This window comes from Paenibacillus sp. sgz302191 (assembly GCF_057749925.1).
Window position 1 is genome coordinate 19,210 of record NZ_JBYLHY010000020.1, and the last position, 15,194, is coordinate 34,403.

At 50.1% G+C, this 15,194-nt stretch carries 10 protein-coding genes and 1 pseudogene; all 11 read left to right on the forward strand.

Annotation, left to right across the window (positions count from 1 at the left end):
• Positions 1 to 108: 108 nt before the first annotated feature.
• The 11 genes and pseudogenes from AC3G2T_RS24785 to AC3G2T_RS24835 all read left to right on the forward strand — a co-directional run bounded on the left by AC3G2T_RS24785 (position 109) and on the right by AC3G2T_RS24835 (position 15,125).
• Positions 109 to 1,917, forward strand: a complete 1,809-nt coding sequence (locus tag AC3G2T_RS24785; RefSeq protein WP_488437256.1) for a cache domain-containing sensor histidine kinase — start codon at positions 109 to 111, stop codon at positions 1,915 to 1,917.
• Positions 1,918 to 2,099: 182 nt separating this feature from the next.
• Positions 2,100 to 3,056, forward strand: coding sequence for an ABC transporter permease (locus tag AC3G2T_RS24790; RefSeq protein WP_488437257.1), 957 nt, complete (start codon positions 2,100 to 2,102; stop codon positions 3,054 to 3,056).
• A 1-nt stretch (position 3,057) separates the two neighbouring features.
• Positions 3,058 to 3,927 (forward strand): carbohydrate ABC transporter permease, encoded by an 870-nt coding sequence (locus tag AC3G2T_RS24795; RefSeq protein ID WP_474679268.1) that lies wholly within the window; start codon positions 3,058 to 3,060, stop codon positions 3,925 to 3,927.
• Positions 3,928 to 3,951: 24 nt separating this feature from the next.
• The gene (locus AC3G2T_RS24800; RefSeq protein WP_488437258.1) at positions 3,952 to 6,225 is read left to right on the forward strand and encodes a glycoside hydrolase family 3 protein; all 2,274 of its coding nucleotides are present in this window, start codon (positions 3,952 to 3,954) and stop codon (positions 6,223 to 6,225) included.
• Between the two features lie 23 nt (positions 6,226 to 6,248).
• Positions 6,249 to 7,685 (forward strand): sulfatase family protein, encoded by a 1,437-nt coding sequence (locus tag AC3G2T_RS24805; protein WP_488437259.1) that lies wholly within the window; start codon positions 6,249 to 6,251, stop codon positions 7,683 to 7,685.
• Positions 7,686 to 7,826: 141 nt separating this feature from the next.
• Complete coding sequence (locus tag AC3G2T_RS24810) at positions 7,827 to 9,347, forward strand: extracellular solute-binding protein (RefSeq protein ID WP_488437260.1); 1,521 nt, start codon at positions 7,827 to 7,829, stop codon at positions 9,345 to 9,347.
• A gap of 170 nt (positions 9,348 to 9,517) precedes the next feature.
• Entirely contained in the window at positions 9,518 to 11,065 is a 1,548-nt protein-coding gene (locus tag AC3G2T_RS24815; protein ID WP_488437261.1) for a sulfatase family protein, read from the forward strand.
• Positions 11,066 to 11,081: 16 nt separating this feature from the next.
• Complete coding sequence (locus tag AC3G2T_RS24820) at positions 11,082 to 12,719, forward strand: sulfatase family protein (protein WP_488437262.1); 1,638 nt, start codon at positions 11,082 to 11,084, stop codon at positions 12,717 to 12,719.
• Between the two features lie 53 nt (positions 12,720 to 12,772).
• Positions 12,773 to 13,018, forward strand: coding sequence for a hypothetical protein (locus AC3G2T_RS24825; protein WP_474679862.1), 246 nt, complete (start codon positions 12,773 to 12,775; stop codon positions 13,016 to 13,018).
• A pseudogene (locus AC3G2T_RS24830) lies at positions 12,995 to 13,318 on the forward strand (cupin domain-containing protein); the annotation flags it as partial. The gene AC3G2T_RS24825 and the pseudogene AC3G2T_RS24830, both read left to right, overlap by 24 nt.
• Positions 13,319 to 13,802: 484 nt before the next feature.
• Entirely contained in the window at positions 13,803 to 15,125 is a 1,323-nt protein-coding gene (locus AC3G2T_RS24835; RefSeq protein ID WP_474679262.1) for an MATE family efflux transporter, read from the forward strand.
• Positions 15,126 to 15,194 lie beyond the last annotated feature (69 nt).

A 15,194-nucleotide genomic window follows, 5' to 3' on the forward strand; every position in this document is an offset into this window, starting at 1 on the left:
TCCTTCTTTTGTTTCTTTATATAGGAAAAAAAGATATACTAAATCGATAAAGAACATCTAAGGGATGTTTAGCCTCGAATTCATACAAACGTAAAGGCATGGTTCGGAATGAGACAATTTTGGGATCGATTCCCCATTAAGGTGAGCATGGTTTTCCTGTTTCTTGGAATCAGCTTTCTATCTATGATTCTGGTGGGCTTTTTCTCGCATTTGAACTATAGCAACACGGTAAAGAAAGACTTTCACACTGTGACGGATGAAGCGACCAAACGATTGCATTACCATATTGAATTTTATTTCGAGCAGTTGTCTAAGACCACGAAAACAGTCGTTAAAGAAGAGCTTCTCCAACGTTGGTTTGAGGACGGCGGAAGCATCTCGGTATATGATGCAGAAGACATTGAAGCGATGCTGAGACGTAACGTCGCGTTGAATTATAACGAGATAGCCGGAATATTCCTCATGTCTACGGACAAGCGTGTTCTTGCCATGCGGAACTACAGTTCAGAGGTTGAAAGCTTCCTCTCAGAGCCGTGGTATGACGTCCCGATTTCGGGGCAGCGTGTCCTTATCCCGACTCATACGATTAAATATCCGCAACATAACGGCCTTTCCGTAATCTCTATCTTAAATCCGGTTTACAGCAGCACTACGTTAGATCAGGTCGGTTATATCGTGATGGATTTGTCGCTGTCCGAAATAGAGGAAACGTTCGAAAGGTCGAAGCTCGGGCAATCAGGGCAGTTTATGTTGCTCTCCCCGGACGATACGATTGTTTACCACCGCGTTAAAGAGTGGCGCGGACACAAGCTTGCCGAAACGCCAATGGGCAATCAAATCGAGATACCGGCCGAAGGCGGGGTCAGTATCCAAACGGTTGACGGAAAAAGTATGCTGATCTCAACAAGCAGCTCCAAGGTGCTCGGCTGGAGGGTCGTGGCTGTCGTTCCATTTGACGAAATGGCGAGCGGGCTTTACTCGGCACGGAACACTACTATTGTTGCGTTTGGGCTTATTGCGATACTGGTTATATTTCTTGTTCCGCTTGTGTCCAATTTGTTTGTGAAGCCCGTGCTTCACTTGAGGCAGAATATGAACCCGGTGTTCCAGGGCGATTATAATACCAGAGCGGAATTCCGGAACGGAAAGAACGAGTTTCAGATATTGAACCACAGCTTTAACAAAATGGTCGAGCGGCTGGACGAGCAGATCCATACCATATCGGAGCTGAAGCTCCAAGAGGTACACATGCGGCTGAGGCAGAAGGAAGCTTATATCCAGGCGCTTCAAAATCAAATTAATCCTCATCTGCTCTATAATTCTTTGGATGTGATTAAAAGTATCGGCTATATTAACAATGACGAGCTTGTCGTAAGTATGGCTACTAATTTGGCAGACGTATACCGATATACCGCGAAATTTTCAGACCATGAGGTCACTTTACGGGAAGAGCTCACGATTCTGGAGAAATATCTTGAGATAACGCACATCCGATTTCCGAAGAATTTTCAGAGCCGGATTACGGTTAACCCGAAATTTTACGGCTGTTTGCTCGTGAAGCTGACTGCTCAGCCTTTGGTGGAAAATGCGGTGAAATACGTGGTCGAGCCAAGGGCGGGTAATGCTGCTATATTGGTCAGTACGTATGACGACAAGGACGACCTGGTAATTGAAATTGCGGACAACGGACCGGGTATTCCGGAATCGAAGTTGGATGAGCTTAGGCAAGGACTTAATGACATCTCCCGGCACGTTAACGATCAGGAGTTCATCCAAACGGAATCTTTAGGTATTAGGAATGTGCACACACGATTGTTTTTGAAGTATGGAGAGGGTTATGGGCTTGCTCTTTCTTCTTTTCCTAATAGAGGCACCGTCATTTCCGTTCGCATCCCGCTGAAATATAAAGAAGTATAGGAGAATGCCAGCATTGGACAAGGCCGTTCGACCGGATTATAACCGGTGGCGGTCTGTTTTTGTTATGCATGTTTGTGTTGGTTTGGAAATCAGATAATCGTATAACGACTTATGCCCGTTGAGCGGCTATGATGTAGCTATAACTCGATCCACATCAAAGTTTTACTCAGGAGGGAACGCACGTGCAGAGTCAATCCGCTATTAAATTGGCGCAGGCGAAACCGCAATCGCGCAGAAAGTCGGCGTTAAGGGAATGGAAGAGGGGTCTTCCGTTATATCTGATGATTTTACCCGGTTTGTTGTATTTCTTAATCTTCCGCTACTTGCCGATGGGCGGGATCATTATTGCTTTTCAGGAGTACAGTCCGTTTGCAGGTTTCGGCGGCAGCGAATGGGTAGGTTTGGCGCATTTCGAGCGTTTGTTCGGAGAAGCGGATTTCTTAATCCTGTTAAGAAACACGTTAGTCTTGAGCGCGCTTAACTTGTTCTTATTTTTCCCTGCCCCGGTTGTGATCGCTGTTGTTCTTAACGAGGTTCGTGTACGTTGGTTTAAGAAATTTGTTCAAACAGCCATTTATATGCCGCACTTTATATCGTGGGTCGTAGTAGTGGGCATTACCGTCATCCTGTTTGCTACACAGGAAGGCGCGATTAACAAAGGGCTTGCCAGTGCGGGCTTCGAGCGAATTGAGCTGATGACAGACCCTAATTATTTCCGATGGGTGTATGTGTTCCAGAGCATCTGGAAAGAAGCGGGCTGGAATGCGGTTATTTTCCTTGCGGCGCTGGCAGCTGTAGATCCTACCTTGTATGAAGCGGCTGTCGTCGATGGCGCGAATCGTTGGAAGCAGATGTGGTATATTACGCTTCCGGCGCTTAAAGGAACGATTATTATATTATTTATTCTGCGATTGGGACATGTCATGGATATAGGCTTCGAGCACATTTATTTGATGCAAAATTCGCTGAACTTATCGGTTTCCGATGTATTTGATACGTATGTGTACCGGTCCGGTGTTCTGCAAGGTGAATTCAGCTTTACGACGGCCGTAGGACTGTTCAAATCGCTGGTCGGCCTTGTCTTGATTATGCTGGCAAACAAGTTTTCCAAAAAAGCAGGCGAAGAGGGGGTTTACTAACATGAATGCATTTGACTCGCGTGGAAAAGATCCGCTCTTCACCGGAACGATTTATGGGTTGCTGGTCCTTACCCTTCTGGCTATTTTGGCCCCTTTTCTTTATGTTGTGGCCAGCTCGTTAGCGACTGAACAGGAATTTGTGTCCCGCAGCTTCTTTATCATTCCTCATGAGTTGACCATCCAAGCTTATGGCTACCTGCTCAGCAACGATAACTTTATGAGATCGTTCCAAAATGCCGTGACGATTACAGTGACGGGTACGGCCATCAACATTTTGCTGACGAGCCTTATGGCATACGGCTTATCGAAGAACTGGCTGAAAGGTCGTCGGACGATGAACTTTATGGTTCTGTTCACGATGATTTTTGCCGGGGGGATGATTCCTACCTATCTTGTGGTCAAGGAACTGGGCCTGCTTAACAGCTACTGGGCACTTTACCTGACCGGCGCGATAGCCCCATTTAACCTGATTGTTATGCGGAGCTTCTTTCAGAACATCCCTTCCGAATTGGAAGAATCAGCAAAAATCGATGGCTGCTCCGAGATGCGTTTGTTCTGGCAAATCGTCATGCCGCTATCCATGCCGGCGGTTGTTACCTTCACTTTGTTTTACGCAGTACACAACTGGAACACCTATTTCTACGCGATCCTGTTCTTGAATAACTCGCATGATATGCCGCTTCAAGTGTTTTTGCGCCAAATGCTGATCGAGTCCGATTCCAGTATGGCAGAAGGTTCGGGCGGCTTCTCTTACACGCCTGCCGTTAAAATGGCTGCTGTCCTAATAACAGCGTTTCCGCTGTTGGTCGTGTATCCTTTCATGCAGAAATATTTTAACAAGGGAATGCTGATGGGTTCGGTGAAAGGCTAATTTATTAGAAGCGAGGGAAATCCAGTGGAGCAGCGTCAGAACGATCAAGTTATACGGTATGTGCAAAATGAAAAAGGCCCTACACTCGGTTATACCGAGGGAACGGGAGTAAATATAATCCGTCAGGACGGCCTGTCATTCAAGGATTTGAACAAAGACGGCAAGCTGGATCCTTATGAGGATTGGCGCTTATCACCAGAGGAGAGGGCGAAGGATCTTGCGTCTAAAATGTCCGTCGACCAAATCGCCGGTTTGATGCTGTACAGCAAACATCAAGCGATTCCTGGGAGTAAGGGCTTCAATCCGGCGACTTACGGCGGCAAGTCCTATGAGGAGAGCGCCTTGGAGCCATACGCTTTAACGGATCAGCAGCGGCAGTTTCTGGCCAAAGACCATATCCGCCACGTGCTTGTGACGAGCGTGGAGAGTCCGGAGTACGCTGCGAGATGGAATAACCTGCTGCAGCAGGTTGCCGAAAGCGAGCCTCTTGGCATTCCGGCTAATAACAGCTCTGATCCGCGTCACGGCCTGGATGCTTCCACCGAATTCAAGGTCGGCGGAGGCAGCCAAATATCGATCTGGCCGGAATCGATGGGCCTTGCGGCAACGTTCGACCCCGAGCTCGCCCGCAAGTTCGGGGAGATTGCGGCCAAGGAATATCGGGCCCTCGGCTTGTCGACTGCTCTGTCTCCGCAGGTCGATATCGGCACTGATCCGCGCTGGTTCCGGTTCGGCATGACGTTCGGCGAGGATCCGCATTTGACTGCCGATATGGCCCGCGCTTATATAGACGGCTTCCAAACGTCGGAGGGCGAAGCGGAAATCGTGGACGGCTGGGGCTATAACAGTGTAAATGCGATGGTGAAGCACTGGCCCGGCGGCGGCTCTGGTGAAGCGGGGCGTGACGCGCACTTCGGCTACGGCAAATATGCCGTATACCCGGGCAATAACTTCGAGCAGCACCTGATTCCTTTTACCGAAGGAGCGTTTTGCCTGAACGGCAAGACGGGGCAGGCGTCCGCGGTTATGCCTTACTATACGATCTCCTGGGAGCAGGACAAAAAGAACGGGGAAAACGTCGGCAACTCCTACAGTTCCTACCTCATTAATGATTTGCTCCGCGAGCAGGTCGGCTACGACGGTGTCGTATGCACGGACTGGAGCATCACTGCCGACGAGCCGGAGGATATGACGAGGCTGAATCCCGGTGGAAGATGCTGGGGAGTTGAAGAGGGGTACACCGTAGCGGAGCGCCACTATAAGCTGCTCATGGCAGGAGTGGACCAGTTCGGCGGTAACAACGAAGCAGGCCCGATCATTGAGGCGTACCAGATCGGCGTTCGGGAGCATGGTGAAGCTTATATGCGGAAGCGGTTCGAGCAATCGGCCGTTAGGCTGTTGAAAAACATATTCAGACTGGGTCTGTTCGAAAATCCATACGTCGATGTCGAGAAAACCGTGGAGACGGTAGGCTGCGAGGCGTTCACACAAGCCGGCTACGAGGCTCAGCTGAAAGCGTTCGTCCTGCTGAAGAACGAGAACCAGGTCCTCCCTATGAAATCAAATAAGAAGGTATATATTCCGAAGAGGAAGCTCCCGGTCCGCAGCAACTGGATTGGACGGCTGGTTCCGGCAAGCGATGGCTATCCCGTCAACCTTGATGAGATCAGACGCTACTTCGAAGTGACGGAGGAGCCTGATGAAGCGGACTTCGCCCTCGTCTTCATCGAAAGCCCGCACTCTACGATGGGCTACAGCAAGGCGGACGTGGCTGCCGGCGGTTCGGGGTATGTCCCGATCAGCCTGCAATATGGACCTTATACCGCAGAGCATGGTCGGGATGTCAGCATCGCAGGAGATCCGCGAAATGTGCTGAACCGGGCTTATAACGGGAAGATGGTCACCGTGACCAATGCAGGGGACCTTGACATGGTGCTGGAGACGAAGCAGCGGATGAAGGACAAGCCGGTCATTGTGTCTCTGACCTTGAATAATCCAATGGTCGTCGCGGAATTCGAGGGTGCAGCCAGTGCGATCTTGGCCAACTTCGGAGCTGTGGAGAAGTCCATTATGGATGTGATTACCGGAGCTGCGGAACCGAGCGGCTTGCTGCCTTTCCAAATGCCGGCCGATATGCGAACCGTCGAGGAGCAGCATGAGGACGTTCCTCATGATATGAGAGTATATGTCGATTCTGCCGGCCATGCTTACGACTTCGCGTACGGACTCAATTGGAGCGGTGTCATGGAGGATGACAGAACAGCTAAATATGGAAAACGGCTATCAAGCATGAAATAGTGAGATGATTGGAGGAATTACGTATGAGGAAACCGGATCTATTGGTGTTCTTGAGCGATCAGCATCATGCGCGTTACTCAGGCTATGCAGGGCATGCGACGGTTTGCACGCCTCATCTGGACCTACTGGCTCAGGAAGGGACCGTCATGTGTGCGGCTTACACGTCGTCACCGCTATGCGTTCCTTCTAGAGTATCGATGCTGACCGGACAGCTGCCGGAGAAAACTGGCGTCTATACAAATAACGGTGCGATCGGCAGCGATCAGGCAACTTTTCTTCATGGCATCGCTGCGGAAGGTTACGAGACTGTGCTGTGCGGACGGATGCATTTTATGGGCGAGGACCAGCGGCATGGGTTCACCAAACGCATTATGGGTGAGATGACTCCGTTATTTTGGGGGCGATACGGTGCGGCCCGTTCGGATCTGGGACCCTATGTCGGCACAATGGCCAATCAAAGCTTGAAAATTATCGGAGGCGGAACGTCTCCTGTGCTTGAGTACGACAAGGCTGTGATCAAGGCCGCCTTGGACTATTTGAATCAAGACCATGAGAACCCGCAGTGCATCTTTGTCGGTACGTATGGTCCGCATCATACATTCGTAGCTCCTCCTGAGCGGTATACGTATTACAAGGAAAGGGTAGACATTCCGGAGTCGTTCCGGCTCGATGAGGGTCATCCTGTCCTGCAGAAGATGCGAACCGGGAACAAGCTGACGGAGGACAATGTTATCAAGCTGCGTGCCGCCTACATGGGGATGATCGAAACGATAGATAGCCAGGTCGGAGAAGTGCGTGGTGCATGGAACCGTTATTTGGAACGCAGCGGTCGGCAAGGAGTGTTCATCTATATGTCCGACCACGGCGAGCAGGCCGGTGAGCATGGGTTGATCGGGAAGAACACCTTCTATGAAGGCTCGGCAAAAATCCCCATGATCGTGGAAGGAACCGGAGTATCAGCCGGTCGTCGAGTTGAGCAGCCGGTAAGCATTATGGATTTAGGGCCGACGCTGTGTGACTATGCCGGAGCTGAGACTCCGCCAAGACAGGACGGCATCAGCCTGAAATCCTTGCTGGAGAACGGCGCTGAGGATCCGGAGCGGTACATCATTAGCGAGTGTATAGCAACGCTGGACAGCGGTCCGGTTCCAGGGCGCATGCTAAGGCAGGGCAACTGGAAGTATGTCGCCTACGCCTTCCATGAGCAGTACAACCAGCTGTTCGACTTGAGTAAGGATCCGCAGGAACTTCACAATCTGGCTCAAGAAAGAAGCGACGTTGTCGGACATTTTGAGGTCATTTTGAAACAGACCTGGAATACGGCCGCGATTATCGAGAAGCATCTGGAGAAAGCGGAGCATCATCAGCTGTTGGCCAAATGGGGCAAGGCTACCGATGTTCCGGAGCTTGAAAGATGGCCGGTGCCGGTCGAGGCTACTGCCCTTCCGGTTGTGGAGTAAGGAAAACTTTTCAAATAGTAAAATGAGTTCGCCGGATTTAAGATAATAAATCAGATAATTGTGTAACGCATATTTTATGCTAGTCCCCTATGATAAGGATGTAACTCAAGACGGATTTAGATGAAGAGAGAGGGGAATACAATGAAAAAGATTTTATTGGTTTTTTGCGCACTTACGTTATCCTTCGGCAGTGTTGTAGCCTGCTCCAAGCCTAATGCCACAGGCAAAGCATCCCAGCAGACTGGAGATAATAAGGCGGTTGCAGACGATTTAAGCGAAAAAATGACGATCACTTGGATGGCGCGTTCGTTCCAAGGCGGCGGCTGGCCGGATGATAACCCTATGATTCAAGCGTTAAACAAAAAGTTCAACGTCGATATAAAGATGCAGTGGGTGCCGGCAGCAAACTATAAAGAAAAGCTGAACGTGCTTGCCGCTTCCAACGATTTCCCGGATATTTTCCTGGTGCTTAATCCGGAGTTCAACAAGTGGAAGAAACAGGGACTATTTCAAGATCTTCAGCCTGCGATGAACCAATATCCGAACTTGGCCAAGATTCCTAAGGAGCCTTTGTACGTTCTTAATCCCAAAGGCAAACTCCTCGGTCTTCCTTTTTATATTACGGAAAATAGAGATACATTAAGCGTACGTGAAGACTGGCTGAGGAAGTTGGGCATGTCCGCTCCGAAGACCATCGACGAATTTTATGAAGTAGCGAAAGCGTTCGCATTGAAAGACCCAGACGGCAACGGAAAGCAGGATACGACCGGATTCTCACTGTATTATGACACAACGAGCAATTCGATCCGCGATATCGAATTCATTATGGCCAGTTTTGGGCTTTATAACCAATGGGCAGATGTTAACGGAAAGCTGGTTCCTTATCAAACGCAGGTGGCTGAGTGGAAAAATCTCTTGACCTTCCTAAATAAAGCCTATAATGAAGGTGTTCTCGATAAGGACTTTGCCGTCAATAAAATCAGATCCACTGTAGAGAAGTTCGAATCGAACAAGGTCGGGTTTGCCTATCTGAATCCGAACGATTGGAAGAATCACCAGGCTGCCATCACCAAGCTTGTCCCGGACGCGGTTATTAAACCGTTGGATCCGCCTAAAGGACCTACAGGCAAAACAGGAACCTCTAACATTAATATGCTGGATAAGAACGTCATCAACGCCAAGATTGATCCTAAGAAGCAGCAGCGGATCCTGAAAATCCTCGACTACTTCCTGTCTCCGGAAGGCTCTGATTTTATCAAAAACGGGATTGAAGGCGTACATTACAAGAAGGTAGCCGAAGGCAAATTCGAGAAATTGGAAGCAGCGGACAAAGACCGTCAAAATCTGTTTAACAACTGGGTGTTCCGTCCATTCGATCCGAGTATTCAGATGTACAAATGGGAGGATCCTACCTATCACCAGGTGATAAAAGACATGTTTACCCAGAATGAAAAGTATACTTGGAAAAATAAAGCCGCTGGACTCGAATCCGAGACGTTGACGAAGTCCGGGGCGAACTTGAACCTGAAATGGTGGGAGACAGTCTCCAAAATCATCATGGGCCGCGAGCCGGTATCCGCTATCGAGAAAGCATCGGCTGACTGGCTGGCAGGCGGTGGCAACAAAATCATTGAAGAACTGAACGCTTCATATAAGGAATAACGGTTGGTACGATCCCTGAGGAGTCACTTACGAAAGTATGAGGCCTCTCAGGGATTTTTTTGTAGCTTGAGAGTATCACTATTCAGAGAATCGGATAACGACTTATCGTGGGCGAGTGTTTATGATAAAAGTGTGCCACACGCTAGCTTAAAGGAATGGAGCTGATCAATATGAGAATTTTGTTTTTGGATTTGGATTCGACAAGTCCGGATCACCTAGGATGTTATGGGTATCAACGGAATACTTCGCCGAATATCGACCGCATTGCTACGGAAGGTGTTCGCTTTACTAACTACTATACATCGGACGCCCCTTGTGCTCCGTCTCGCACAGCGCTGATGAGCGGCAAATTTGGGATCGTCAACGGCCTTGTCGGACATGGCGGAACTGCAGGCGATATGAAGCTTGAGGGAACGGAGCGGGAGTTGATGGGGAAGCTGACGCGGGGAGGCTCGCTTCCTTCGTATCTTGGACTGGCGGCCGATATGAATACGGCTTTGATTAGTCCATTTGCTCAAAGACACTCGACCTTTCAGTTTTATGCCGGTTTTAATGAAATCTTGAACACAGGAAGATATGGCAACGAATCGGCCGAGCATGTGACGCCGGTGGCGTTGGATTGGATTCAGCGCAATGGGAGTAAAGATAACTGGTTCCTGTACATTAACTACTGGGATCCGCATACGCCATACCGTGCACCTCGAGAGTTCGGCAATCCGTTCGAACATGAGCCTCTGCCAGAGTGGATTACCGAAGAGGTTTTGGAGCGGCATAAGGAAATGGTCGGCTCCCACTGTGTGCATGAGCTGAACATTGATTTCCGAAATAAGAAATATACCAACGAAACGAGCCCTCAATTCCCGCGTCACCCGGGTGAGATTCTGAACATGGATGATATGCGGAAGATGATAGACGGCTACGATTGTGGGATCCGTTATATGGATGACCATCTAGGCACATTATTCAAAGCTCTGGAAGAGCAAGGCGTCATGGAAGAGTTGATCATTATTATCTCTGCCGACCATGGCGAGAACATGGGGCAGCTCGGTATCTATGGAGAGCATGCCACCGCAGATCAAGGGACATGCCGCATTCCAATGATTATCCGCTGGCCGGAAATGAAGCAGGGAATCGTGGATGACGGACTGCATTATCACCTCGATTTGCTGCCGACCTTGGCGGAGATGCTGGGCAGCCAGCCAATCCCGGATTGGCACGGACAGAGCTTCGCTCCGGCACTCAAGGAAGGTGCTGAGTGCGGGCGTGACTACTTGGTTGTCTCCCAATGCGCTCATGTAGCCCAGCGTGCGGTTCGCTTCAGGGACTGGATTTATATTCGTACCTATCATGACGGTCTCCATTTGTTTGATGAAGATATGCTGTACAATTTGGCCGAGGACCCGAAGGAGCAGTTTAACGTTGCAGCTGAGCATCGAGAGCTCTGTTACGAAGCTGTTTATTATTTAAACCAGTGGCATGACGATATGATGCGGCGCAACAGCGATGATGTCGATCCTTTATGGACCGTGATGAAGGAAGGCGGACCGTTCCATGCCAAGGGCTATCTAAGAAATTACATGGAGCGGTTGCAGGAAACGGGAAGAGCGCACCTTGCAGATAAGCTCAAGCGGAGACACCCTGCAGAGTTTCCACAGGAACGAAGCAGCATCCTAGCAGGCTTTCAGGCGAAGATAAGCTCAAAAATGGCGGGCAAATAAGAAGGGGATGAGAGAAATGAGTGCCAAGACTACGAGACCGAATATCCTGTGGATTTCATTAGAGGATACGAGTCCGAGGTTCGGCTGTTACGGTGATGCGCTGGCGCGGACTCCTCATATCGATGAGCTAGCGGCTGCGGGTACGATGTACCCTAACGCGTTTGCAACGGCAGGCGTCTGCTCCCCGAGCCGTTCTGCAATCATTACGAGCATGTATCCAACTGCAATAGGTGCTCACCACATGCGTACGGAGCATGTTAACAGGTTTATGCCGGAGCTTCCGACGCCTTATTTTGCAGTTCCTCCGGCTTATGTTAAGACGTTTACAGAATATTTGCGGGCAGAGGGCTACTATTGTACGAACAACTGGAAAACGGACTATCAGTTCGCTTCGCCATTGACCGCGTGGGATGAAGATAGCCGGGACGCGCATTGGCGCAAACGGGACTCGGATCAACCGTTCTTTGCGGTATTTAACCACATTCTGACGCATGAGAGCAGCATGTGGGGAAATATGATCCGCGGAAATTATTATCCTGATCATAATATGGATCGGCCGCTAGTTACCGATCCGAATCAGGTGAAGGTACCGCCATACTTGCCGGATACTCCTAAAACCCGTGAATCTATCGCCAGGTATTACGATCTGCTTGCCGAAGCGGACGAGTTCGTCGGTTCCCAATTGCAGCAATTGGAGGAAGACGGTCTCGCGGAGAACACGATTGTGTTTCTATGGAGCGACCATGGCGAAGGCCTGCCCCGTGCCAAACGTTGGCCATACGACGCAGGAATCCGGGTACCTCTGATCGTCCGCTGGCCAGGCATGATGGAGCCGGGACAAGTGAACGATACCCTCGTCAGCTTGATTGATCTCGGTCCTACCGTGCTGTCGTTAGCCGGGGTAACCGTGCCTAACCATATGCAAGGTCAGCCTTTTCTGGGGAGCAAGGCAAAGCCGAGGGACTATGTGTTCGCGACTCGTGACCGGTACGATGAGTCTTATGACATGATCCGCGCTGCACGGGATAAGCGGTATAAATATATCCGGAATTATTATCCGGAAAAGCCTTATCTGCAATGGGTTCAGTTCAGCCATCAGCATCCGGCGTTTCAGGAGCTGTGGAGACTGGAGCTTTCCGGCCAGTTGGAAGGAGACCAGCGGTTATTGATGCAGCACAAGCGTCCCGCTGAGGAGCTATATGACTGCTTGGAGGATCCTTACGAAATCAGGAATCTGGCGGCCGATCCGGCCTATAGTAAGGAGCTGGGGAGGTTTCGTTCGGTCGTCGATGATTGGCGCAGCAAATACGATGTGTGGGGTGACGTGCCGGAGGAGCAGATGGTAGCGCAAATGTGGCCCGGCGGGGTACAGCCGCAAACCGCCGCACTGATTTTCATCCCCCTAAACAGCATGCTGCCCGGAAGGGAAGCCGTGACCCGCGGCGAGTATGGGGAAACGACTGCGTTCCTGCTGCATTCGGCTACGCAAGGAGCATCCATTGCTTACACAATAGAAGACGGAGACAATCCGTCTTGGAAGCTGTATACCAAACCGTTAATCCTCACGGAAGGCACGATGAATATTCGCGCTAAGGCGGTTCGTATCGGCTACAAAGATAGTGAGGAAGCGGCGGCAACATTTAAGAGAGTTTAGACTGCACCAAACAATAGGCAAGCTTTAGTTACGAAGGTAACACTCGGATCGGCATGATTAGCGGGGAGCAAGTAATAGACCTGAACTATGCATATCGCTCGATGCTGGAGGCAGAGGGGGTCATTCGCTCGGTACAAGTCGCTGAAGCCTTCGTTCCGGCAAATATGTTGGAGTTCCTGCAGGGCGGCGAGCAAAGCATAGAATTGGTCAAGAAGGCGATAGACTATGTCCAAAAGCATGGAGATGCCGTGAAATATAAGGTGTTCCATAGCGTACCGAATATTGCCGCTTGGATGTAGAAGCTTCCGGCAGGATTCCATTCGAAGGCGCACCGCCATACCAGCTCGACCATTTATCAGGTGTTTAAAGGAAGCGGGTATTCCATTATAAATGGAGTTCGATATGATTGGTCACAAGGCGATTTCTTTGTAGTGCCGAACTGGGCATGGCATGAGCATGTTGCGGCTGAAGAGGCATACCTGTTCTCTGCAAGCGACCTGCCGATTATGGAGAAGTTCGAGCTTCAACGTGAAGAGGGTTATGAGGCTAACGAAGGGCATCAAACCATAACGGAAGAATTTAAACCGTTACTGCCTTAAATTCGCGACGTGCGCGATTCCCAAAGTGTGTGGTTAATTATATGCATCAACTTAAAAATAGACGACTCATGTCGGATGTCAAGAACAATTGCCGCGTAAATCGCGGCTTTCTTGTTTTATTGGACAAAGTTATTGTCAAAACTTCAGTGAGAGGAACTTTATACCATTCGGGCAGACATCGAAAAAGGCAGGATTTCAATTCGATAGTTTGTGTGGTGACGCAATGTTTCCTAAATCGCCCATGGAGACCGACTGACGTTACATGAAGTCATACTGGATGATGACTGTAAAAGACCCGCGGAGACGGCAATAGGAATCCACTCAATTCAACGCTAAGAAGGACAAATCGGCACGAACGATGCCGCGGCTGGATTGGAAGCCTTTTTGAGCTAAATGGCAGTAATGTCGCATTAGCGTTACTTATTTTCAAAGTAATGAACAAGGCGTAAGATAGGAAGTAGTTAATGAGGAGAGTGCATCATATATGTTACCTGCCCCCGCAAATCGCGTCGCATCTATCGCCATTCCTGCAATCTGCGAAGCCTACTTACAGAGCCTGCTCGGCGTTGTTGACGCCTGGTTTATCGCTAGTATCGGACTTGTCGCCGTGAACGCGGTCGGCGTGGCAAATATTTACAGTCTTACATACATCGGTGTTTTCACTGCGGTTTCCACTGCTTTGTCCGTGTTTCTCTCGCGGGCCGTAGGGGCCAGGGATTTCAAACGAGGACGTTCTGCCGTTTGGCACGGCTATGTGGTCGCCTTGGCGCTAGGGTTCATCCTCTCGGCCGTTTCCGTCTTTCTTGCATCGCCCTTGCTTCACATCATGGGGGCGTACGGAGAGCTTGAAGAAGCCGCTTTGCCTTACTTTCAAGTTGTGCTCGGCATCTTCCCGCTCATCGCATTGTTTACCGCTCAAGCAGCGGCGTTTCGTGCTACGGGGGATACCAAAACACCTCTCAAAGTGGCTCTTGAAATGAACGTGTTTCACGTCGTACTAGATTATGTTCTAATCTTTGGCATCGGATCAGTCCAAGGATTCGGCTTGGGTGGAGCGGCGTGGGCCATGGTCATATCACGGCTGTACGCGCTGCTTCGATTGTGGTGGAAGTCCAGAGGTGTGGAAGCGATCCGCCTGCAAAAAGAGGATTTTACATGGCGGCTGCCGCTTTTGACCGAAATGATTAAATTTGCCGTACCCGCTGCAGCTGAGCGGCTTTCCATGCGGCTTGGGCAGGTCATCTACTTTGGTCTTATCGTGCGAATGGGAATTAACGTCTATGCGGCACATACGATCGCTGGAACGCTCACAGTATTTGCCTCGACCGTCGGGGCGGGGTTTGCCACGGCCGCAAGCGTTACTATCGGGCAGGCCATCGGCAGCAAGGACCTGGCTGCCGTGCAGTCGTATCGACGATGGAGCTATATTCTGTCGGCTGCCTCGATGACCGTCATCACCGCGCTCATTTGCATCCTCGCGCCTTGGATCGGGCTGCTGTTTACGGATAACCAACAGGTTATTCAATTGTTGCTCATCGTGCTGGCCATCGACACCGTCTCACAGCCGTTTCTGGCCTCCACGCTCGTGGATACCTCTGCAATCCAAGCAGGCGGGAACAGCAAATATCCGATGATTGTGACAACAATCGGCATTTGGGGGATCCGAACGCTCGGTGTATATGTTTTTGCTTGGAACATGGGATGGGGATTACCTGCCGTCTGGGCCAGCATTGCGGCCGATAACACGCTGAGGGCTGTTTTGTTTGCAAGGTACCGAAAAAGGCAAGGTATAGTGTTGCGTAACTAACGAGTTTCTTAAGATTCGTGATCCGCTAATGGAGACGTTTAATGGGGCGGACTTGAATTATAAAAGAAT